We start from the raw sequence: 23057 nt of genomic DNA on the forward strand, positions 1-23057 counted from the left end.
ATGTCTCAATCAACGTCCGATCCGAACATCGACGTGGTATCGCTCGTCGAAGACGTCAATCTCAGGCGGATCGGCCAGTACACGCTGGTCATCCTGTTCCTCGGGTTCTTCCTCGTCCCAATCGAGACGGGGATCATGACCGCGTTGAAGACCAACGAGTCCGTCGCCCGGTCGCTGCCGTTTGCGCCGCCCGTCGGCGAGGGCTTTACCTTCGAGAACCTCAGCTACGCGTTCGGCCAGTTGACGAACTCCTTTGTCAACTCGCTGTTGATGGCGATCCCGGCAACGATCATCAACGTCTTGCTGGCCAGCATGGCCGCCTTCGGCCTGACGATGGTCAAGTGGCGGGGCCAACTCGCGGTCCTGTCGCTGTTCCTGATCGGGGTCTTCGTTCCGTATCAGGCCGTACTGGTGCCACTGGCGCGGTTCTGGAACAACCTGTTCCCGCTCGCCCGAATGCTCGAGCCGTTCTTCGCCGCCCTCCCGCTGTTCCAGGGGTATCACTCCGAACTCGTCCCGCTGATCATCACTCACGTGGCCTACGGGATCCCGATCTGTACCGTTCTCTTTCGGTCGTACTACAAGGGAATGCCCGACTCCTACGTCGAGGCGGCCAAGATCGACGGGGCGAGCATCACGAAGATCTACCGACGCATCGTGTTGCCCATCTCGAAGCCGATGTTCGGCGTCGTTTTCATCTACCAGTTCACCCAGATCTACAACGAGTTCCTGTTCTCGTTTACCCTCATCACCGGGTCGAACCATCCCGCAGCGCCGGTGACGCTGATCCTGCCGGCGATCGGGGCGTCGACCTCCGGGATCGACTTCGGAATCCGGATGTCGGCCGCCTTCCTCGCGGCACTGCCGACGATCATCCTGTATGTCGCGTTCGCTGAACAGTTCGCGAAAGGACTGCGCACGGAGAGTGGATAATCGATGGGACGAATTCAACTTGATCACGTAACGAAGCGGTTCGGAGACGCGGTGGCCGTCGAGGACATCACCCTCGACGTCGAAGACAGCGAGTTCCTCGTCCTCGTCGGCCCCTCGGGCTGTGGCAAATCGACGACACTGCGCATGATCGCCGGCCTCGAGACGCCGACGGAGGGGAATCTCTACATCGACGGCGATCACATGAACTATCGCGTGCCCCAGAACCGGGACATTGCGATGGTGTTTCAGGACTACGCCCTCTACCCGCACATGACGATCCGGGAGAACATCCGGTTCGGACTGGAAGAAGAGGAGGGCTACACCACCGACGAGATGGACGCGCGCGTCGAGGAGATCGCCGCCGACCTCGGAATCGGGTCCCTCCTCGACCGCAGGCCCGGCGAACTCTCGGGCGGCCAGCAACAGCGGGTCGCACTCGGTCGCGCGATCGTCCGCGATCCGGAGGTTTTCCTGATGGACGAACCCCTCGCCAATCTCGACGCCAAACTCCGGGCGCAGATGCGGACCGAACTCCAAAATCTGCAAAACGACCTCGACGTGACGACGGTCTACGTCACGCACAACCAGACCGAAGCGATGACCATGGGCGACCGGATTGCGGTCCTCAACGACGGTCGCCTCCAGCAAGTCGGCGACCCCCTCGAGTGCTATCACGAGCCCGCAAACCAGTTCGTCGCGGGCTTTATCGGCGAGCCGATGATGAACTTCCTGTCCGGCCACCGGTCCGAGGACGGGTTCGCTGGCGATTACATCGACTACCCGTTCGACGACCGGCTCGCAGCCGCCGTCGGCGACGCCGACGACCTCGTTCTCGGGATCCGTCCCGAGGCAGTCGACGTCCGGCAGGGAGACGGGGCGGCGGGCGAACTCGGCGATCACGAGTTCCAGATGACCGTGTCCGTCGCCGAGACACACGGCGATCAGAACGTGATTCACCTCACGCATGCCGATGCGACCGACGAACACGACGTCTTGCAGGCGGTGACCGACGGCATGCACGTCGTCGAACCGGGCGATTCGGTCGTGATCACGCTCGATCCCGACGCGATCCACGTCTTCGACGGAACGACCGGCGACGCGCTTTGCAACCGTCGGCTCGAAACCGAACGCGAACTCACACAGGTGTAATATGGCGGGCTTAGAACTCGACGACGTAACCAAGGTGTATCAGGACGGCAAGACGAGCGTCATGGCGGTCGAAGACGTCTCGTTCGAGGTTCCCGACGGCGACTTTCTGGTCCTCGTCGGCCCCTCGGGCTGTGGCAAGTCGACGACGCTACGCATGATCGCCGGCCTCGAGGAGGTTACCGACGGCGAGATCAAACTCGGCGGCCGGACGATCAACGACGTGTCGGCACAGGACCGTGACATCGCCATGGTCTTCCAGTCCTACGCGCTGTACCCCCACAAATCCGTGCGGGCGAACATGGCCTTCGGCCTCGAGGAGTCGACCGATCTCTCCGACGCGGAGATCGACGAGACGGTCGAAGACACGGCGGCCCTGATGGGAATCGACGACCTGCTGGATCGCAAGCCCGACGAACTCTCGGGCGGCCAGCAACAGCGGGTCGCGCTCGGCCGCGCAATCGTCCGCGATCCCGACGTGTTCCTGATGGACGAGCCGCTGTCGAACTTAGACGCGAAACTGCGCGCCGAGATGCGCACGGAACTCCAACATCTCCAGGACCAACTCGGCGTGACCACGGTCTACGTGACCCACGATCAGACGGAAGCGATGACCATGGGCGACCGGATCGCAGTACTGGATCAGGGGGAACTCCAGCAGGTCGGCACGCCCCTCGAGTGTTACCACGAACCAAACAACCTGTTCGTCGCGGGCTTCATCGGCGAGCCGTCGATGAACTTCTTCGAGGGCACCCTCGAGGGAGACGCATTGGTGACCGACGACTTCGAGTATCCGCTGTCCGCGGAACTGGCCACGGACCTCGACAGTGGAAGCGGCCTCGTGCTCGGGATCCGGCCGGAAGATATCCGCATTGGCGACCGATCGGCGACTCGCGGATTCGAAGCGACCGTCTCGGTCGTCGAGCCGATGGGTAACGAGAACATCGTCCACCTTCAGTTCGCCGGCGCGACGGCCGACGAGGAGTTCATCGCGACGACCGAGGGTGTTCCCGCCGTCAGCGACGGCGATCGAGTCACCGTCGAGTTCCCCGAAGAGGCGATTCATCTCTTCGATGCCGAGAGCGGGGCGGCGGTCAAGAACCGCCGACTGGCGTTTACCGGGACGGCCGACGGCGTCCTCCCGTAAGCGAATCGGCGTTTTCGAAGACGGATCGAAAAAGGAGTGTGACTGCGGGACGACTACTTTTCAAACGCGACAAGACGACTCAGGCGAGCGGGAGGATCGTCGAGAAGATGAGCGTGCTGAGCAGACCCGTGAGCCCGATGAGGGTCGTCGCGACCGTCCACGTCTTGAGCGTCTCTGTCTGCGTGAGCCCGCCGATCTCCTTGACGATCCAGAAGCCGGAGTCGTTGTACCACGAACAGAACGACGCACCAGCGCCGATGGCCATGACGAGGTAGGCGACGTTGACGTCGAGGCCGCTCGCGAGCGGGGCCATGATCCCCGCAGTGGTGACGATCGCGACCGTCGCAGAGCCTTGGACGACGCGGACGCCGGCGGCGATAACCCACGCCGTCACGAGCAGTCCGAGGCCGATCCCCTCGAGGCTGTCGGCGATGTACATCCCGGCACCGGCCGCCTGCAACATCGCACCGAACGCGCCGCCGGCTGCGGTGATCGCGGCGATGTTGCCGCCGCTTTTGAGTGCATCCGTGAGTTCGTCGGAGAACGCGTCACTGCCGAGGTCGCTCATCCGGTAGTAGGTCAGCGCCGCGGCGAGGGCGGCCACCGTGAGCGCGAGGTTCGGGTCGCCGAAGAAGCCGGTTATGTCCGTGATGGGTGCGTTCTCACCGACGAGCGTCTGTGCCGTCGTATCCGCGGTCACGAGGAGCACGGCAAGCAGGATCGGCAGCAGCGCCTCGAACATATTCGGCAGCGAACTCGTCGAAACTTCGTTTTGGGCCTCGAGTTCCTCGACGGTTGTACCCATCGAATCGCGGAGCGGAATATCGAGGCGGCGGTTGATCCAGTAGCCGTATCCCAGCCCCGACACGATCGCGGTCGGCATGCCGACGAGCACGCCGATCATGATCGTGCTCCCGAGGTTGGCATCGAACTCCTCGACGGCGAGCAGCGGACCGGGCGTCGGCGGCACGAACCCGTGCGTGACGACGCCGGCCGCACCGACCGCGACGATGTATAGGGTGTAGTTTTTCCCGATACGCGCTCGAGCGGACCGTGCGAGCGGCGCGAGCAGGTAAAAGACGTTGTCGAAGAACACGGGAATCGACATCACGAAACTGCTAGTGAACAGCGAGAGTTCCGTGTTCTCGTCGCCGAACACGCTCGTGAACCCGCGGACGATTCGGTTCGCAGCGCCGCTTTCGACCATCGCCTTTCCGATGATCGCGGCCATCAGGATCGGAATACCGATCCCGGCCATGTTGTTACCGAACGCCGTCGCGAACTCGCCGGGGACATTGGCGAAAGCGACCTCCGGTGCGACGATCCCGACGGTAAAGCCGGCGATAACGAGCGATATAAACGCCGGCAAGTCGAGCACGACGAGCAATAGGATGATTGCGACGATACCTGCGACAAGCGAGACGAGGGGTGCTTGCCCACCCAACTGCAATACGGTGCTATTGAACATCACAGTCCGGTATAGATAACCATTATATTTTATAGTTTTTAATCATTCCGAACCTGTATGGCCAAATAATAACTCCAGTGGAACTGGTCAAAGCGGCACAACGGACGATTGCTGGTGTGAAAGCTTCAAGTCGCCGTCTCGAGCCCTCCTCACAGTCGGTCCGGCGCCGACTCTCACTCGAGTTTCGTCAGGCGCGCTCCCGTTCTCTCCGAGCACGGACCCATCGGAGCCGTCGGCACAGGCCTCGAGTGACTGCGCTACCTGACTGAGAGCGGGACATGGACCGAATTCGGATAGAAGAGCCACGATCGGGCAAGTTCGGCTCGCCGGGGCCTCGAGATATCGGTGGCGATTAGACTTCGATAACCGAATTGGAGAGTGTTCCGATCTCGTCGATTTCGATGTGGACCTCGTCGTCAGGCTGGAGGGTGAAGCCGTCGTCAGGCACGAGCGAGGTACCGGTTAGCAAGACGCCGAGTTCGGGCACCACGTCGTGATCCCGCCAATGTTCGACCAGTTCCTCGCAGCTACGAGCCATGTTGCCGATCGAGGTTTCGTCGTCGTAGAGCACCTCGCCATCGCGGGAGATCTCCATCGACATCGTCAGTTCGTGGGGATCGCCGATCTCCTCGGCGGAGACGACACAGGGACCGATCGAACAGCACCGCTCGTACATTTTCGCCTGGGGCAGGTACAGCGGGTTTTCGCCCTCGATCGCGCGACTGCTCATATCGTTGCCGATCGTGTAGCCGACGATCGAACCGTCGTAGAGGACGATTCCGAGTTCCGGTTCGGGGACGTCCCACGTGGAGTCCGCGCGGATCCCGACGGCTTCGCCCGGACCGACCGTTCGGCTCGGCGTCGCCTTGAAGAAGATCTCCGGTCGATCGGCCTCGTAGGCGTGCAGGTACATCTCCGGCATCCCGCTCTCTTCCTCCCGAGCCTCCTCGCTGATTTCGTAGGTGACACCCGCGGCCCAGACCTCTTCGGGGACGACTGGCAGCGTTCCGTCGGGAAGCGAGTCAGGAGAGACCGTCGGTGCCTCGTCTGTAATCTCGCTCGCTAACTCGTCGACGCCGACGTCCGCGATATCCGCCGCCGCCGCGAGGTCCCCGAAACTGTCCAGCCGCGGTTTGACGGCCGTCAGATCGAACGCTGTCCCGTCGTCGACAGCGATTAGTCTATACTGGTCGCCAGTCGATAGGCGCTGATACCGCATGCAGGCACCAACTACCTAAACCATTATAAATGTCCCGTCCCCGGCTGAGTCCCCCGCGTCGAAGGGTCGGAACGGCAAGAATTATGAGCAGACGGAACGACGTACACACGTATGGCAGACCAGCGATTGAACTACGTTAGCGGCGAGTGGACCGAATCGCACACCGGCGAAACGTTCGAAACGACCGATCCCGCAAACCCCGGGGAGGTCGTCGCGACCTATCCCCAGTCCGATGCCGAAGACACCGAGCAAGCGATCGAAGCGGCGAGTGACGCCAGCGACGACTGGGGGTCGACCCCCGGCCCCGAGCGCGGCCGAATCCTCGCGAAGACCGGCTCGCTCCTCGATCAGCGAAAGGAAGAGCTGACCGAACTGCTCGTACGCGAAGAGGGCAAGACCCGAAGCGAGGCCGGCGGTGAAGTACAGCGCGCGATCGACATCTTCCACTACTACGGCTCGAAGGCCAGCGACATCGGCGGCACCGTCAAGAGCTCGAGCGCTCGAGACACGAACCTCTATACGAAAACCGAGCCCCTCGGCGTCGCGGGCCTGATCACGCCGTGGAACTACCCCATCGCCATCCCGGCATGGAAGATCGCACCCGCCCTCGCCGCGGGTAACGCGGTCGTCATCAAGCCCGCCTCGCTCGCGCCCGGCGTCGTCCACGAGATGGCCAGCGCACTCGAGGAAGCCGGTCTGCCCGACGGCGTGCTCAACGTCGTCACCGGTCCCGGCAGCGACGTCGGAGCGACGATCGCCAGCCACGAAGCCGTCGACGCCATCTCCTTTACCGGCAGCACGGCGGTCGGCAACACCGTCTACGACACGGCAACCGAGGACGGCAAGCGCGTCCAACTCGAGATGGGTGGCAAGAACCCGACGCTCGTCAGCGACACGGCCGATGTCGAGGAGGCAGCCCAGATCGTCGCCGACGGCGCGTTCGGCGTGACCGGCCAGGCGTGTACGGCCGCCTCGCGCGCCATCGTCCACGAGGACGTCTACGACGAGTTCGTCGACGCCGTCGTCGACCAAGCCGAAGCAATCGACCACGGCCACGGGCTCGACGACCCCGGCATGGGCCCCCACGTCAGCGAATCCGAACTCGAGAGCACGCTCGAGTACGTCGATATCGCCCAAGAGGAGGGCGCGACCCTCGAGTTCGGCGGGAGCGAACTCGACCGCGAGGGCTACTTCGTCGAGCCCGCGGTCTTCTCGGACGTCGACAACGAGATGCGCCTCGCACAGGAGGAAATCTTTGGCCCGGTCCTGGCGGTCATCCCCGTCAGCGACTTCGACGAAGGGCTCGCCGTCGCCAACGACGTCGACTACGGGCTCTCCGCGAGCGTCGTCACGGACGACCACACCGAAGCGAACCGCTTCGTCGAGGAGATCGAAGCCGGCGTCGTCAAGGTAAACGAGAAGACGACCGGCCTCGAACTCCACGTGCCCTTCGGTGGCATGAAAGACTCCTCGAGCGAGACCTACCGCGAACAGGGCGACGCCGGCCTCGACTTCTACAGCATCAGCAAGACGGTCTACGACAACTACTGATCCGCTACCCCTCTTGAGTCGCAGGCGAAGACGTTCTTTTTCGGCGATCAGGTATTGATCGGATGGCACACCGAGTGCACGACAGAACGGCGTTCAGTATAGCGCCACACCGGGTGAGAGTCAGCGGTTCGGCCGTTCGATCGCGACCAACCGGCGTATCGTGCCGTCCAGCCGCGTTTCCTACGACCAGCCCTCCGTTATGTAATACTGAACATCGTGGTGTGTGTTCGGAGTGGCCACCGCTTCCCTCACACCCATAGCGCTGTAATCTGTGTGGGTCGATACCAGCGTATTCGTCGACAAACAGGCCCGAGACGGTGACTTCCGGCACGATCTTATGCGATCGGGTGGAAACATCGACCCATCGGTAGTGATCGATCACTGCCACGAGTGTTCAACAATTATTGATAGTCAATTCAACAGTACGTGGCTGCAAAGAGAGGGTCCGCATCGAGAGCCCCAATAGCGGCAGGGTTCTCTGCCCGAAGCGGCGTGCTCTCCGATCCACTGCACAGCTTCCGGAAACGATTGTTTCCTATTACCGAACACCGATCCGAAATTGGGAACGGTCCGGTGACGACAACCCCGTCGACGGCGAACCGCAACGCCGAATCTTTATTTGGCACCCGGGAGAGGTGACGAACATGACACCGACGATCACGAAGATCGAAAGCCGGGAGTTCGAGTATCCCCTCGAGGACGTGGGGACCGACGAGCACGGGTTCAACCTCGTTTACGAACCCGGCGAGACGACGATGCGGAAGCTCTTCGGGATCAAGATCTACACCGACGAGGGAATCACGGGCGAGTACGTCGGCGGGAACTCGCCGGCGGCGGCCCAGTACAACATCATCGCGAAGTACCTGATCGGGAAAGACCCGCTGCAGCGCGAAAAACACTGGTCGGAGGTCAAACGCGCACTGCGGAAGTACGATCGGATGGGGATCGGTCCCATCGACATCGCGCTATGGGACTTCGCGGGCAAGTACTACGACGCGCCGATCCACGAACTGCTTGGCACCTACCGCGAGCGCATCCCCGCCTACGCCTCGACGTATCACGGCGACGACGCGGGCGGCCTCGACTCGCCCGCCGCGTTCGCCGACTTCGCCGAGGACTGTCGCGACCGCGGCTTCGGCGGGTTCAAAATACACGGCTGGGGTGGCGGCGACGACGCTCGCGACCTGACTCGAGAAATCGAGGCCGTTCGCGCGGTCGGTGACGCCGTCGGCGAGGACATGGACCTCATGCACGACCCCGCCTGCGAACTGGAGACCTTCGCCGACGCGCTCGAACTCGGGCGCGCGCTCGACGAGGCGGGATTTTTCTGGTACGAGGACCCGTTCCGCGACGGCGGCATCTCCCAGCACGCCCACCGAAAGCTCGCCCGGAAACTCGAGACGCCGATCCTCCAGACCGAACACGTCCGGGGACTCGAGAGCAAATCCGATTTCGCGGCCAACGAGGCGACGGACTTCCTGCGGGCCGATCCGGAGTACGACGCCGGGATTACCGGCGCGATCAAAGTGGCACGGATGGCCGAGGCGTTCGGGCTCGACGTGGAGTTTCACGCGCCCGGGCCCGCCCAACGACACTGTATCGCCGCCTGCCGGAACTCGAACTACTACGAACTGGCGCTGGTCCACCCCGACTGCCAGAACACCCAGCCGCCGGTCTATCAGGGCGGCTACTCCGATCTGATGGATGCGGTCGACGACGACGGAACCGTCCCGGTTCCCGACGGGCCGGGCCTCGGTGTCGACTACGACTGGGAGTACATCGAGGAGAACACGACCGGTAGCGTTCACACCTACGAATAGTCGCTCGAATCGCCCCGGTCGATTCGATCCTTCGAGATTTGAAACGCCGTTTTCGGTTCACGTACTCCTGCTGACGACCGGTGTAGATGTCGATCGGCGAGGAGCGGCACCGTCGACGCCGACTCGGAGCACGGCTACCGATCGCGGTCAGTGCCATCGTCACACACTGCCATCGGTCATTTTTTATCAGGTCGGGATATAGGGACGAGCATGATCGATTGGCTCGACAAGTACGAGGAACGGACGTGGCAGACGACCGAAAGCGGGACCGTCAAATACGCCCTGATCGGGCTCGGCTGGTGGACGATCGACGTCGCGCTCCCGGCGATCGAATCGTCGGACCTCGGCGAGGTTTCGGTCCTCGTCAGTAGTTCGACCGAGAAGGCGACCCGACTCGCCGACGAAAACGACGTGGCCCAGGGCATCAGCTACGACGAATTCCACGACGGCGCGGCAAGCGACGCCTACGACGCGATCTACGTCGGCACGCCGAACGCCTACCACCTCGAGTACGTCGAAACCGCGGCCGAACTGGACAAGGCGATCCTCTGTGAGAAGCCCATGGAGTCGACCGTCGAGCGCGCCGAAGCGATGGTCGAGGCCTGCGAAAAAGCGGACGTTCCGCTGATGATCGCCTACCGCATGCAGACCGATCCGGCGGTACGCCGGGCCCGCGAACTGATCGCGGACGGCTTCCTCGGCGAGCCGGTGTCGGTTTACGGCCACAACACGCAGCCCTTGCTCGAGATGATTCCCGATCCGGACCAGTGGCGACTCGATCCCGAACTGAGCGGCTACGGCACCTCGGTGATGGACTTGGGGATCTATTCGATCAACACCACCCGATTCCTGCTGGATCGCGAGCCCGTCAGCGTGCAATCCGAGATGGCCTCGAACCACGAAGCGTTCGGGGACGTGCCGGACGAGCGATCCTCGTCGCTACTGCGCTTCGAGGACGACGTGCAGATGACTTCGACCTCGAGCCAGAACGCCCACGAGGACACGCACCTCAAGATCACGGGGACGGACGGCCAGATCGAGTTGCGGCCTGCCTTCCACGGGGAGTGTTCGCTGCACCTGTCTCGAGGCGAGCTCTCGGTCACGATCGAACACGACAGCTTCGACGCCGAACGCGAGATGGAAGCGGAGTTCGACTACTTCGCCGACCGCCTCCTCGGTGACGCCGAAATCTACCCTGACGGCCGGCACGGGCTCCAGGACATGCGGATCATCGAAGCGCTTCACGAAGCCGCCGAACGGGGCGAACCGGTCGACATCGCGTAGGCCCGCCCACGACGCGACGGAACCGACTACCGAGGAACTACTCGGCAATCCTTTACTGTGGAAACGGCTCGCGATCACGACGTTCGAACACAGTCGTGAGACCGCGTCCCGATCAATCCGCGGCGTGGCGCGGGATGTGGCCACAATCGATGCACTGCCACGATTTGCCGCCGAACATGAGGTCGCCATCGCAGTCGGGACATCTAGACGGTTGTACGGCTGGCTGCTGGCGCTCAGTCATCGTTCGCTCTTCGGCGGAGGCCATGTTAAAGCTTCTCCCCCAATACCGCTGCTAATGGACCACGAACCGTGATCGAGAACTGGGTGCGTCGTTCGCGTCGGCAGTGTGACTCGAGTGTCGAGTCGAACAGTCGTTATGTAATAAAAAACAATCAATTCCGATCGACGATCGCGGCGGCCGAACGATCGGTCGTAAATGACCGCCGGTACCGACGCCACTACCTGCTCGTATCCGTATCTGCGTTCGATCGGATAGGCGCTCCTGTGCGAACACGCTCTTACGGAGTTCGTCACCGGTGAACGCGACTCTCTCTCTTGTGGACGATCCCCTCGTCGCCGTTTGGCCCCGTTCTATCGCTCCATTTTGCTCGAAACGACCCTACTCTTTCCCCTCGTCCGCGATAAGTGAGCCGCGTTTCCCACCCCGGGCAGCGAACGGGTCGGTTGTTCGGCGGCGCGAGCCGGCTATTTACAGGCATATCTTTGTAACTGCTTATATTCATCATTATTTTGCCATTGAATCACACTCCGGAGAGACCGCTCCCGTCCACCTATTGGTTCGTATCGGGACCCGCTCTCATCAGTACCTCGAGTAAAACGTGACCCGCAATTCAGTGTCATCCGATATGTCGTCCAGATCAGCGACCTATTCGCCACTCCCGAACAGTCGTACCGCCGCGTACGGGCCGAGTTGTGGACTGATAATACGGTTCGGAGCGACAGGTAATCGTAGCAATCTGATGATCGAATACTGATGGGTTTCGGAAGTCGCGTCGAGGAATCGCGCCGTTCTCGATACCGACGGCTAGTCGTCGGGCAACGATCAACCACAACACTTGTACGATAGGCCTCAGTGACATCCGGTATGGCAGACGACTCGAGTGGCGGGCGACGAACGAAAGTCGAGCGAGTGATGGACCAGTACGGGCTCGAGGAGTGGGGAGAGCGCCTGGAGGCCGAGTGGATCGGCGACGGGACGGAGCGGACGAGCCTGCGCGATCTCGCGACCGAATTCAATCAGGCCGTGCTTCGGGCGGCGGTGCGCGAGGCGGGTGCGTCCGTGCTCGATACTGATATCGACTCTCTCTACCGAACGCTGACCGACGACGACGCGTCCCGATCCGACGCGGTTCGCAAACGCCGCGAGCTCGAACGATCGGGAGTCGACATCGACGACGTTCGATCGGACTTCGTCACCCACCAGACGATTTACACGTATCTCACGAACGTTCGCGACGCCTCGCTTCCCGAGGAGGACAGCGAGGATCGCATCGAACGGAAGAAAGAAACCGTCCAGCGACTCGCAGGCCGCACCCAGGTCATCACCGAATCCACGCTCGACGAGTTGCGCAATGCCGGAGAGCTCACAGACAAGGACTACGAGGTATTCGTCGATGTCCGTGCCATCTGCGGACAGTGCGGAGCCGACTACCCCATCGCCGAACTGCTCGATCAAGGTGGCTGTGACTGCGACGAGACGGAGCCCGCCTGATCGACAGTCCGAAAACGGCCGTAACCAAATAGCATTTATATTCAGCGGCGAGAAACGATTCGTATGTCATCTCCGGAGTCAGTATCATCGGCGATTACCGTCGCGGCGGAGAATATCGGCGGGATCGATAGCACCGAGGTCACACTCAAACCCGGCGTCAACGTCCTGACCGGCCGGAACGCGACGAACCGGACGTCGTTTCTCCAGACGATCATGGCGGCGCTCGGCAGCCGGCGCTCCTCGCTGAAAGGCGACGCGGACGCCGGCAGCGTCGAACTGGCCTTCGACAACGAACAGTACACGCGATATCTCGAGCGGCGCAACGGCGAGGTCGTCTTCGACGGCGACCCTTATCTCGACGATCCGGAACTCGCGGACCTCTTTGCGTTCCTGCTCGAGTCGAACGAGGCGCGCCGAGCCGTCAGAGCCGGCGACGACCTCCGCGAACTCATCATGCGGCCGATCGATACGGACGAGATCGAGGCCGAGATCAGCCGGCTCGAGAGCGAAAAACGCGACGTAGACCAGCGTCTCGAGGAACTCTCGCGACTCGACGCCGAGCTGCCCGACCTCGAGGAGGAGCGGGTCGCACTCGAAAACGAGATCGAGACCACGACCGAACGGATCGACGAACTCGAGGCGGAACTGGACGAGTTCGACCTCGACGTTGAAGCGAGTCGCGAGCGCAAAGCGGAAATCGAGTCGGCCTTCGCCGACCTACAGGAAGCACGAACCGAACTCGAATCCATCGAGTACGACCTCGAAACTGAACGGGAGAGCTACGCGGAACTCGAACGGGAACAGGATGAACTCGAGGCAGAGCTCGAGGAGGTCGACGACACCCAAGAGTCCCCCGAGCGACTCGAGGGGCGAGTCCAGGAGCTTCGCTCCCGAAAGCGGTCGCTCGATACGACCGTTAGCGAACTCCAGAGCGTGATCCGATTCAACGAGGAGCGCCTCGAGGACGACGGCTTCGAGTTCGACCTCGAGGGATCGGTCGACTCGAGCGACGAGGGCAACGGCGACGGCGACATCACCGAGCAACTCCTCGGCGACTCGAGCGACGTCGTCTGTTGGACGTGCGGATCGCAGGTCGAGCGCGAACGGATCGACTCGACGCTCGATCGACTGCGCTCGCTCCGCCAGGAGAAACTCGACGAACGAAGCGACCTGCAAGAACAGATCGACGACCTCTCGACCCGACGGAAGGAACTCCGCCAGCAAACACAAAAACGCGGCCGGATCGAGACGCGACTCGAGGCGATCGAGGACGAACTCGAGCGCCGCGAACAGCGCATCGAGGAACTCGAGGCCGACCTCGAGGACCAGCAGGAACGCGTCGACGAACTCGAATCGGATGCCGAGACGTTCGAGGACGCCGAGTACGGCGACGTTATCGAGGCTCACCGCGACCTGAACCGGCTCGAACTCGACCTCGAGGATCTCGAGGAGGAACGCGACGAGGTCCAAGACCGGATCGACGAGATCGAGGCGAAGATCGAGGAACGCGGCGAGGTCGAGGACCGCCGCGAGACCATCGAGGACGAACTGACCGATCTCCGGACTCGCGTCGACCGGATCGAAGCCAACGCCGTCGACGCGTTCAACGACCACATGGAGTCGATCCTCTCGATCCTCGAGTACCGGAATATCGACCGCATCTGGATCGAACGGCGCGAGAAGACGGTCCGGGAGGGCCGCCGGAAGGTCGAGCGGACCGCGTTCGACCTGCACATCGTCCGGACGACCGAGGACGGTCGGACCTACGAGGACACCGTCGACCACCTCTCGGAGAGCGAACGCGAGGTCACCGGACTGGTCTTTGCGCTCGCGGGCTATCTGGTCCACGATGTCTACGAGGTCGTCCCGTTCATGCTCTTGGACTCCCTCGAGGCGATCGACTCGAACCGGATCGCGGACCTCGTCGAGTACTTCGAGGAGTACGTCGACTGCCTCGTCGTTGCCCTGCTGCGCGAGGACGCCGAGGCGCTGTCCGAATCGTACGCGTACGTCGAAGAGATCTAATCCGCAAGCGCTATCCGATCCTCGATTCGATCGCGGTTGCGCGCTTTTTGGCTTGCGTTTTGCTCCCGATCGGCCGTCTGTCCGAACCATTGCTTGGGTATCCGTCGCATATGAACGAAACTAGATAGTATCCTATATATGAATACTTTCAGGGAGATATATCTGAGTATATAGCTTCGGTTTCGGTGTCTCTCTCAGATCGCTCCTATCCGGGCAGATAGGCACCAAAAAGGCGCATACGACAGATATAGTGGAGGTGGCTGCAGTTATAGGAGTTTCGACAAGCTTTGGCCAAAAGGCCCGAAAAGCGCTTCAAAGTGGAATTTTATGGGCGTCTCTCGAAAGCACAATCTATCCAGACTGTGATTCCATTTGCAAGACATATCGTATTACAAAACTACTATCGAATGCGAGAACACGCCGTGAATATTCGATCCAGGCGGATCGTCAGAAATGATACGCGTCGCTCGAGCGGCGGTAGCGATACCGAAACGCCGGCCCATTTCGGCAAGCGGCGTGCGACGCGTGACGCGCCCAAACGCTGCCGAGACGAGCGGCTGGCGGGCGTTGCATTTGCAGTTGAAAGCTACAATATCTCCCTCGTCCTGTTTGTCGTGTGAACTATTACTCGATGACCTCGAGACGCTCGAGGAACCTGAGGCTGACGCGACTGGCGAATCGGGACGAGCACAGAGACGAGCACAGGCTCGCTCGAGTCAGGAGTCACGTGGTCGAACATGCGTAGCGCACTGTCGACCGCGGTCCCTGAAACGCTGCGGTCGGGAGCGATCGTGCAGAGTTACTCGGCGGCGGATGGGAGCGATAGCCGAGCGAAGCGGATGGCCACCGCGGCCGCCGGCGGACTCCTCCTCGCTGCCGGACTCAGGCGACGGTCCCTCGGCGGGACGGCACTGGCCGTTGGCGGCGGCTGGCTGGTCGCTCGTGGGCTCAGCGGGACCGATCGGCCGATTCGAACGCTCGCTTCGGCGATCCGCGACCGGGACGGTGTCGGGGCCGGCGTCCCCGAGGGGATGCCGACCGTAGAGCGATCGATAACGGTCGGCGCGCCCGCCGATGAACTCTCGGAGTACTGGCGCGACCCGGAGCAGTTGACACAGATTATGGGCCCCTTCGCCGAGGTAACCGGAGCCGGCACGGACCGACTCCACTGGGAAATGAAGACACCGCGCGGACCGAACCTGACGTGGGAGACGGAGATCACGGCCGACGAACCCGGCGAGTCCCTGCGCTGGAAATCGCTCGAGGGAGCGACGATCCCCCACGAGGGCGATATCCGCTTCCGATCGGCGGCGGGCGACCGAGGAACCGTGGTCACGCTCCGACTGCAGTTCGACCCGCCGGCCGGGAGTCTGGGTGCCGCCGCGTTTCAGCGACTCGGCATCGTTCCCGAAACCGTCGCGGAGAAGGCGCTTCGCCGGTTCAAGAGCCTCGTCGAGACGGGCGATATTCCGTCGCTCGAGCGCAATCCGTCGGCTCGCGGGAGCGGTGATCTGCTGTGACTCGGGACTCATACGGATTGCTGTAACGATTTACCGGCGCAACCGCCGCCCGGGTCGCGGTTGCGCCGGAAATGACGTACAGTAAACCGTATTAGTCGCTCGGCGACGTTTCGGGACGGTAGCCGCGACTGATAACCTTCCAATGGCCGGCGGCAAACCGGTAGTACGTGACGACGGCGGGGACGAGCGTCTCCAAGACCAGCGCCGCGTAGAGCGCCCCGATTCCGAGCGGGGGTATCAGCTCGAGGACAGGGAGCGGGACCGAGACAGCACCAAGGGCGGCGACGGGGAGTGCGAACACGTACAGCCCGAGTAGCTGGCCGTAGAACGGCCACCGCGTGTCACCGCTCGCTCGGAGCGGGCCGGTCGCGCCGCCGCTGACGCCGCGGAAGATGACGCTCACGCAGGCGACGACGATGAACGTGGTCACGAGCGGCAGGATCGACGGATCGTCGACGAAGAGCCGGCCCACCTGCTCGGCGAAGACGAGCACGAGAGTCGCGCTGAAGAGGTAGACGGCGACGCCGAACCAGAGCACCTCGTGGCCGTAGATGTCGGCGTTGCCCTCGTCGCCGGTGCCGAGTTCCTGTCCGACCAGACTACTCGAAGCGAGCGAGAAGCCCCAGCCGGGCGTGTCCATCAGGTCCCGGACCCGGCGGGCGATGACGTAGGCCGCGACCACGTTCGGCCCGAACAGCGCGACGATGGCGAGCATCGGGAACTGTGCGGCCCGCCGGGCGACGTTCGTAAACAACAGCGGTGCGCCGATATCGATCACGTCGTGGACGTCCTCGAGGGTCGTGTACGGCCGCGAGAGGGCGATCGTCACGGGGAACTCGCCGATCAGGGGCAGTCGCCCGAGAGTAAAGCCGGTAATAAATGCCGCCAGCACGAGGACGTTCGCCAGCACCGTCCCGATCGCCGCGCCGACGACGCCCATCTCGAGGACGAACAGCAGGACGGCGTTGACGGCGACGTTGACGACGGCACCGCCCGTCCGGAGGGCCATCGGTGTCCACGCGTCGTCAGCCCCGACGAGGGTCCGGCTCCCGATCAGATTTAGGCCCGCAAAGGGAATCCCGAGGGCGACAACCCGGAGGTAGTCCGCGCCGTAGGAAAGCGACGCGGCATCGTCACCGACAAGCGAGATCAGCCGTTCCGGAACAGTCCAGTAGAGTGCCGCGAGCGGGACCGTAATCGCGACGACGACGAGCGCACTCGTCGTCACCGCGAGCGACAGCTCTTCGGTCGCCTGCGCGCCGTAGCGCTGGGAAACCAGACTGATCGTCGCGCCGGCGATCCCGCCGCCGACACCGAAGGTAATCGCCCAGAAGGGGGTCGCGAAGCCGACGCCAGCGATCGCTGCCGGGCCGAGGGCGATCCCGACCATCGCCACGTCCGCCGCGGACTTCGACATCCGGGCGATTCCCGTGACGATCCGCGGCCACGCCAGATCGGTTGTCCGCTCGACGCGACGGGTGTCGACGATCCCGGCCCGCGCGAGCAGATAGCCGATCGATAGCAGGAGCCAACGGAACGGATTCGGCACTCGAGAAGCCACGCTCGAGTCTTCAGGCCTCAGCGCTAAAACGTTTTATACCTCAGCGATACGTCATGGTCGATAACCCGCTATCGACGGCATTACCGGCAGTATGCGAGTGAGTCGGTCACGTATTATCCCACGTCAATATGTCTCGGGGCGGGCCAGCGACGGGGTCCCGCCTCGAGTTGTCGCTGTCACCCGTCGCGGTCGACGCGCGGGTGCAGGCAGCACTGGCTTATCCCGGAGCGGCCCACCCACGGACATGAGCACACGGCTTTCCGAGTCGGCCGTCGGAAAAACGGTCGAGAGCGCGAACGGCGAGGTGGTCGGGACCGTCGCGGAGGTCGAAGGGGACACCGCCGTCGTCGAACCGAACCCGGGCGTGATGGATTCGATCAGGGCAGCCCTCGGCTGGGAACGGGCACACGAGGACACGGTGATGATCCACGAGGACGCGATCGAAACGGTCAGCGACGACGTAATTCGGCTCGAGTCGGACCCCCAAGCGCCGGACACGCAGGCCGGAACCGATGAGCAGGCTCACAGTGCCGAGACGGATCTGAGCCTCGAGACCGGGAGCGATCCCGAGGGTTCCGATGAGTTCGAGCGAAATATCGACACAGATCGAGATCGGGTTCGCGACGAGGGGATTACTGAGGTCGAACGTGCGGGACCGTCGGGTGAAGCGGAACGACCTAAATCGAGGGATCAGACGACGGAGGCAGGCGGCGCTGACGATCCAGTGAGAGCCGACGAGACGCACCCTGCGGCGGACACCGCCGCGGATGAGCCGGGAAGCCAATCCGACGAGTCAGGAGTCGACGCCGACCCGATTCGAACCGACGAACGAGCGTCGTTCGAGGCCTCGAGCGCGACCGACGAGTCGGTTGACACCGACGAGAGAGACGGACTCGAGGAGACCGCCGTGATCGACGAAACCGGGTCCACGGGTGTGCCGGAGTCGACTGCGAGGTCAACTGCGGTCGAAAGAACCGATCGGACCGCTGAGTCGGGCGGTGACGATAACTCCGAGGAGCCGTCCCCGAGCGACGAGACAGCGACGACAGCAACAGCGAGCGACTCGGTGGTGGACACTCCCGACCAGGGGAATCGGGGGGAACAGGGAGAGTCCGACGAGGCGGTCACCGGCGGTGTCGACGGCGGGTCGCTCGAGGACGTTAGCGACGGGCTGGCCGAGGCTGACGAACAGAGTCCGACCGCGGACGCCGATCTGGCGGCCGAATTGGACACTGGGGTCGACATCGAGTCAGTCGGCAGCGCCGACGGTGCTGAAACGGACGCCGTCGAGACGGAAGCGGGTGCCGACGCGAGCGACACTGCCGACCGACTAGATCGCGGCTCCGACCTCGAGTCGGTCGTCGAAAACGACGACTCCGACGAAGTCGAGGGCGCTGCGGGCTCGAGTACGACCGCGGAGACCGATTTGGCCGCCGAGGTAGCGACGGGCCCCGACCTCGAATCGGTCACCGAAGCGGATCGCGACCCCGGCGTTGGCATCGACCCCGACGCGATCGAAGGGGAGCCGACCGATACCGAAGGCGGCGTCGGGGCGGTCGACCGCCGAATCGTGACCGACGAAACCGACGGCATCGACCGCCAGCCCGCCGAGACGGCAGGCGACCGCGATCGAACAGCCCTCGAGAGCATCGAGTCGGAGTCCGAAGCCGCGGCAGGCGAAGCGACGTCGACCGACGGCGATCGGAGTCGAGCATCCGGGCCGCTTTCGGCCGCCGTCGCCGCCCAGCGAGCGGCGCTCAAGCCGGGGGCGAACGCCCTCGAGCGCGGCCTCGAGTTCAATCGGGAGATCGCTCGGCGGACCCTCTCCGGACAGGTCGCGCTGCAGCGCCAGCAGATATCACTTCTCGAGACGGCCGCCAGCGCGCCTTTCGAAGTCGCCGCCGCGATGGCAACACCTGGTGAGCGCGCGGTCGGCGGCCGACTCGAACGCGTCGACGAGCTCGACGCAACCAACCGCGAGCGCCTCGCGGACGCGGGCATTACCTCGCTCTCCGACCTCGCTCGAGCGGACGCCGAGACAGTCGCCGAGGCCGCCGGCATCACCGAGACCCGCGCGGAGCGCTGGATCGAGCAAGCCAACGCCTGAGCGGTCCCGAGGGTTGCCGGTGACCACTGTCGATCTCCGGGCTTCGAGGCCGAGTTCGATCGAGACCGAGCCCACGACTCGAGCGCTCGATGTCGTTCGGCTTTATTGTACTCGAGGCCGTTGGTCGCGAGAGACGCAGGGATTCGAGTAATGACGACTGACGATCGATACAAACTATTCGGCGTATACCTTTCCGAGTCGGTCTTCGACGCGCTCGAGTCGCATCTCTACGAGGAAGCCGGCGTCGTCGACTACGGCAACTACTTCGACGGGACCGACGCGGTCCCGGCGGGCGATCCCGGTGCCGACGCGACCAACCAACTCGTCTCGGACGTGGTCGCCGACTTCGCCGCTCTCTACGACGAGGCGGATTTCGAGGCCGCTCGAGCGGTCGCATCCGATTCGTTCGTCCTCGCCCACCTCGCCGCCGAGGCACAGACGGTGACCCGCGCCCGCGAACGCTTTCAGGCGGCCGCCACGATTCAGGAGACCGACAGTCGAACGGTACACACCGCCATCCTGTCCGCGTCTCTCGCTCGAGAGCACGGACCCGGACTCGAGGACCAGTAGCAACTCGGCGGCTCGGTGGTGAACAGTCCCGACGTTTGGTTGCCTCGGCGGCCGGTCAGGCCCCCTGCAGTTCGATAATGCTCACCCAGTGGTCGGCGTACTCGGCCTCGTGATCGCTCGCGTCCCGGTTCGCGTCGGCCCAATCCGTGTACTCGCGACCGAGGTCGCACCTGTCACACTGTAGCTGGTAGGGCATGGTGAGTAGTAGCACTCGAGAGCGCTTAAGTTTCGCTGCTGCTTGCTCGAGAGGAGAACGCACCTCACATGATCTGGAAGAATAGTCGGTTAACCGGCTACTCTTCTCCACGTAACTCTTTTCTTCTCCTTCGTTGACTGCACCAGCGGTGTCTATGGCTCCTCGTAAAGAAGTAGGTTCAGGCAGATTCGAACCACGGTCGTTTTGCTCACTCCGTTCGCGTCACTCCCTGATTCGAATCTGCCCAACGTAACGAATTTGCTGCTCACGGATTGCTCGCAGCAGAATTAGTGGGTTGGGGCAGATTCGACTGCCGCGCTCGCTTCGCTCGCGGACCGCAACGCACCGCACAACCTTCCTCGCCAATAGGAGGTGCAATAACCACTTCCTCAATTACCACTTCGCCTGGTGATTCGTCCCAATAATGTCACGAAGCATGATGGTCACTAAGGCAGTTGAACGGTATCTCAAAGAACGGAAGCCTGAAGTCTCGAAATCCACCCATCGAAATCACAAATACGCTCTAAACCAGTTCATGGAGTGGTCCGATAAGGCGGGTCTGGATGATATTTCGGAGCTTGATGGGTTTCACATCCATGACTTCAAGATTCACCGCCGGGAGAACGGTGACATCAACGAAGTCACTCTTTCCAACAATCTCTCTGTGATCCGCGTATTCGTCCGCTGGTTAGGAAGTCTGGATGTTGTAGACTCAGATATAGCGGAAAATATGGTTGTCCCCAATCCCGACGATGATGCACGAAGTGATAAGATTGAGCCGGACATCGCCGAGGAGATCCTGGAATACTTGGAAAAGTTCGAGTACGCAACTCTCCGTCACACTCTATTCGCCGTACTGTGGGACACCGGCTTCCGTCTTGGAACTATTCGAACTCTCGATCTTCGTGACTACCATCCTGATGAAAAGTACGTTGAAGTACATCATCGACCCGATACGGGCACGCCGCTCAAAAACAAGGTCAAGGCCGAGCGAGAAGTGAATTTACACGGTTGGGTTTGTGAAGTGCTGAACGATTACATAAAGATTCACAGAGACGACGTGACGGATGAGAATGGACGTGAGCCGCTGCTCACTACTCAACATGGCCGTCCAGTGAGCTCCAACCTTCGTGCGAACATCAACGCATTGACTCGGCCCTGTCACTATTCCGGTGATTGCCCCCATGGTCGAGATCTCGAAACTTGCGAAGCGACGACAGTGGAGCAAGCTCAGCGGTGTCCGTCGTCAGTGCCACCACATGCACTCCGTCGAAGTGCCATCACAGCGTGGTTGAATGAGGGCCATAGCAAAGAACTCCTCTCCGACCGAATGAACGTCAGCACGAAAACTCTGGAAAAGCACTACGATGCACGAACACAGGGTGAGAAGCGAGAACTTCGTGCCGAAGTCTTTGAGATGAACAACAGTTAATCCGGCGATATTGAAATTCAGTTTATTTTCTATTTTCGAGTTTGAAACACCCGTTCATTATATATGCGAACTTATCGAAGCAGTCGCATTGTTAATAGAATCACGATAGGACAGAGGAACAAAATCAAACACCCACCGAGAAGTAACAATTCCAGCGGGAGAATAAAGATAAGCAGCAGCACAAGGTTGCTAAGCAGCAGTGCGATAATCAGATTGAGGCGGAAGATAATCTGTTTATTGCCCATTGTATAGGTGTTTTAACTATTCCTTCATATATCTTATCTGCTAACTACTTGTCCTGTACTGAACGATAACTACGTGTGTGCGTGTATGTGTATTGATCGCCTCCGTTCCCAATGGACTCACTTTATTGTAGCAATCCTACTTCTTTCGCCTCGATAAGGCGGCAGCCGCTATCGTGGTCTAAGACTATTCGGTTGAAACAGAGGAAAGGTTCTATAACCTCGAGTGTGTCCTTCGAGCGAACCGTATCCCGTCACCCGGTTCGGACGAAAAGAGGTGCCGACTACATGAAATCGAATCCACTTACAGCAGAAAATCGCAAGGCGGCTCCGCTATGCCATCCTTCAAAACCAGTAAGGAATTTGATGGGTTGGGGCAGATTCGAACTGCCGACTTCCTCCGTGTGAAGGAGGTATCATAACCGGACTAGATCACCAACCCGCACGAGGTGGTTCCCGTGCGGTCGACTTAAGACTTCCTTTCACCGGTCGCCGTCGGCCTCGAGCGAGCGATCCCTTGCCACCCGATTGCGAACGGAGCCGAGCGCCCCGCGGGCCCGCGTCTCGGCGCGACGCTCGAGTGCGGTCACGTCTTCGCGGACGCCGTCGAGGCGGCCGGATTCGGGTTCCGGTTTGGGGTCCCAACCGAGACGCGTTCGGACGCGATCCGTGACCGGCTCGAGGGCTTCGGTAAGGCCAAGACGGGCGTGTTCGGCGGCGCGGGAGAGGTAGTAACGGCTGTCGTCGAAGTGCTTGTTCATGTTATTCTCTCCCATAGAGAGGCCGGGCGAGAATATAGTTCTTTCGTCGGCAACACAATTCGGATCGATTCGAACGGACAATATAGTAACCACTGACAGTCAGTGCACACTTGATCGCACTGCTGCGTCGCGATCAGTGTGTAAATCGTTTCAGTGGCTACTATAGAACGACCATAAGCGCGCTCGAACCACAAGCACGTTCGAGGACGCGTTTCGAGAGAGCGGCGTCGGTATCGAGCGGCTGCTGTTGACTCCAGACGCTCACGTTCCCCGGGATTCCCGCGCTGAAACTCACGACCTCGGGCTACGCGAACGTCCTCGGACGATCAGTCGGGTCTGCTCG

17 protein-coding genes and 1 tRNA gene are annotated in these 23057 nt (G+C 61.9%); 12 read left to right on the top strand and 6 right to left on the bottom strand.

Features of this window, described 5'->3' with window-relative positions; all coding sequences use genetic code 11:
- Genes ACJYUO_RS12695 through ACJYUO_RS12705 form a run of 3 tightly spaced genes read left to right on the top strand, consistent with a single transcriptional unit; the run spans position 1 to position 3226 of the window.
- Positions 1-933, top strand: a complete 933-nt coding sequence (locus tag ACJYUO_RS12695) for a carbohydrate ABC transporter permease (protein WP_494345725.1) — start codon at positions 1-3, stop codon at positions 931-933.
- Positions 934-936: 3 nt separating this feature from the next.
- Entirely contained in the window at positions 937-2082 is a 1146-nt protein-coding gene (locus tag ACJYUO_RS12700; protein WP_494345726.1) for an ABC transporter ATP-binding protein, read from the top strand.
- Between the two features lies 1 nt (position 2083).
- Positions 2084-3226, top strand: a complete 1143-nt coding sequence (locus tag ACJYUO_RS12705) for an ABC transporter ATP-binding protein (protein ID WP_494345727.1) — start codon at positions 2084-2086, stop codon at positions 3224-3226.
- Positions 3227-3305: 79 nt separating this feature from the next.
- On the opposite strand, the gene ACJYUO_RS12710 is transcribed toward ACJYUO_RS12705, so the two are convergent.
- Positions 3306-4694 (bottom strand): GntP family permease, encoded by a 1389-nt coding sequence (locus tag ACJYUO_RS12710; RefSeq protein WP_494345728.1) that lies wholly within the window; start codon positions 4692-4694, stop codon positions 3306-3308.
- Positions 4695-5046: 352 nt separating this feature from the next.
- A complete protein-coding gene (locus tag ACJYUO_RS12715) occupies positions 5047-5913 on the bottom strand; it encodes a fumarylacetoacetate hydrolase family protein (RefSeq protein WP_494345729.1) in 867 nt (288 codons plus the stop codon).
- 111 nt (positions 5914-6024) lie between these two features.
- On the opposite strand from ACJYUO_RS12715, the gene xacF reads away from it, so the two are divergent.
- The 6 genes from xacF to ACJYUO_RS12745 all read left to right on the top strand — a co-directional run bounded on the left by xacF (position 6025) and on the right by ACJYUO_RS12745 (position 15845).
- A complete protein-coding gene (xacF, locus tag ACJYUO_RS12720) occupies positions 6025-7464 on the top strand; it encodes a 2,5-dioxovalerate dehydrogenase (protein ID WP_494345730.1) in 1440 nt (479 codons plus the stop codon).
- A 644-nt stretch (positions 7465-8108) separates the two neighbouring features.
- Positions 8109-9284 carry a mandelate racemase family protein gene (locus ACJYUO_RS12725; RefSeq protein WP_494345731.1) on the top strand — a complete coding sequence of 392 codons (1176 nt, stop codon included), beginning with the start codon at positions 8109-8111 and terminating at the stop codon, positions 9282-9284.
- A gap of 210 nt (positions 9285-9494) precedes the next feature.
- Positions 9495-10568, top strand: a complete 1074-nt coding sequence (gene gfo6, locus ACJYUO_RS12730) for a D-xylose 1-dehydrogenase Gfo6 (protein WP_494345732.1) — start codon at positions 9495-9497, stop codon at positions 10566-10568.
- Between the two features lie 1105 nt (positions 10569-11673).
- Positions 11674-12300 carry a rod-determining factor RdfA gene (rdfA, locus tag ACJYUO_RS12735; RefSeq protein ID WP_494345733.1) on the top strand — a complete coding sequence of 209 codons (627 nt, stop codon included), beginning with the start codon at positions 11674-11676 and terminating at the stop codon, positions 12298-12300.
- A gap of 63 nt (positions 12301-12363) precedes the next feature.
- Positions 12364-14325 carry an archaea-specific SMC-related protein gene (locus ACJYUO_RS12740; RefSeq protein ID WP_494345734.1) on the top strand — a complete coding sequence of 654 codons (1962 nt, stop codon included), beginning with the start codon at positions 12364-12366 and terminating at the stop codon, positions 14323-14325.
- Positions 14326-15062: 737 nt separating this feature from the next.
- Positions 15063-15845, top strand: coding sequence for an SRPBCC family protein (locus tag ACJYUO_RS12745; protein ID WP_494345735.1), 783 nt, complete (start codon positions 15063-15065; stop codon positions 15843-15845).
- Between the two features lie 91 nt (positions 15846-15936).
- Here ACJYUO_RS12745 and ACJYUO_RS12750 read toward each other — a convergent pair whose 3' ends face one another.
- On the bottom strand, positions 15937-17394 hold the full coding sequence (locus ACJYUO_RS12750; RefSeq protein ID WP_494345994.1) for an MATE family efflux transporter: 1458 nt from the start codon (positions 17392-17394) through the stop codon (positions 15937-15939).
- Positions 17395-17650: 256 nt separating this feature from the next.
- Here ACJYUO_RS12750 and ACJYUO_RS12755 point away from each other — a divergent pair, with 256 nt between their 5' ends.
- Positions 17651-19513 (top strand): helix-hairpin-helix domain-containing protein, encoded by a 1863-nt coding sequence (locus ACJYUO_RS12755; protein ID WP_494345736.1) that lies wholly within the window; start codon positions 17651-17653, stop codon positions 19511-19513.
- A 150-nt stretch (positions 19514-19663) separates the two neighbouring features.
- Positions 19664-20083, top strand: a complete 420-nt coding sequence (locus ACJYUO_RS12760; protein WP_494345737.1) for a hypothetical protein — start codon at positions 19664-19666, stop codon at positions 20081-20083.
- 55 nt (positions 20084-20138) lie between these two features.
- On the opposite strand, the gene ACJYUO_RS12765 is transcribed toward ACJYUO_RS12760, so the two are convergent.
- Positions 20139-20279 (bottom strand): hypothetical protein, encoded by a 141-nt coding sequence (locus tag ACJYUO_RS12765; RefSeq protein ID WP_494345738.1) that lies wholly within the window; start codon positions 20277-20279, stop codon positions 20139-20141.
- Between the two features lie 424 nt (positions 20280-20703).
- Between ACJYUO_RS12765 and ACJYUO_RS12770 the strand changes: the two genes are divergently transcribed.
- Positions 20704-21711: a tyrosine-type recombinase/integrase gene (locus ACJYUO_RS12770; protein WP_494345739.1), complete on the top strand. Its 1008-nt coding sequence runs from the start codon at positions 20704-20706 to the stop codon at positions 21709-21711.
- A gap of 609 nt (positions 21712-22320) precedes the next feature.
- Here the strand turns inward: ACJYUO_RS12770 and ACJYUO_RS12775 are convergent.
- Both ACJYUO_RS12775 and ACJYUO_RS12780 read right to left on the bottom strand, forming a co-directional pair.
- Positions 22321-22395: transfer RNA gene (locus tag ACJYUO_RS12775), tRNA-Val, on the bottom strand.
- A 40-nt stretch (positions 22396-22435) separates the two neighbouring features.
- Complete coding sequence (locus ACJYUO_RS12780; protein ID WP_494345740.1) at positions 22436-22714, bottom strand: DUF7553 family protein; 279 nt, start codon at positions 22712-22714, stop codon at positions 22436-22438.
- Between the last annotated feature and the right edge of the window lie 343 nt (positions 22715-23057).

It is taken from the genome of Natrinema sp. CRL1, assembly GCF_059162405.1.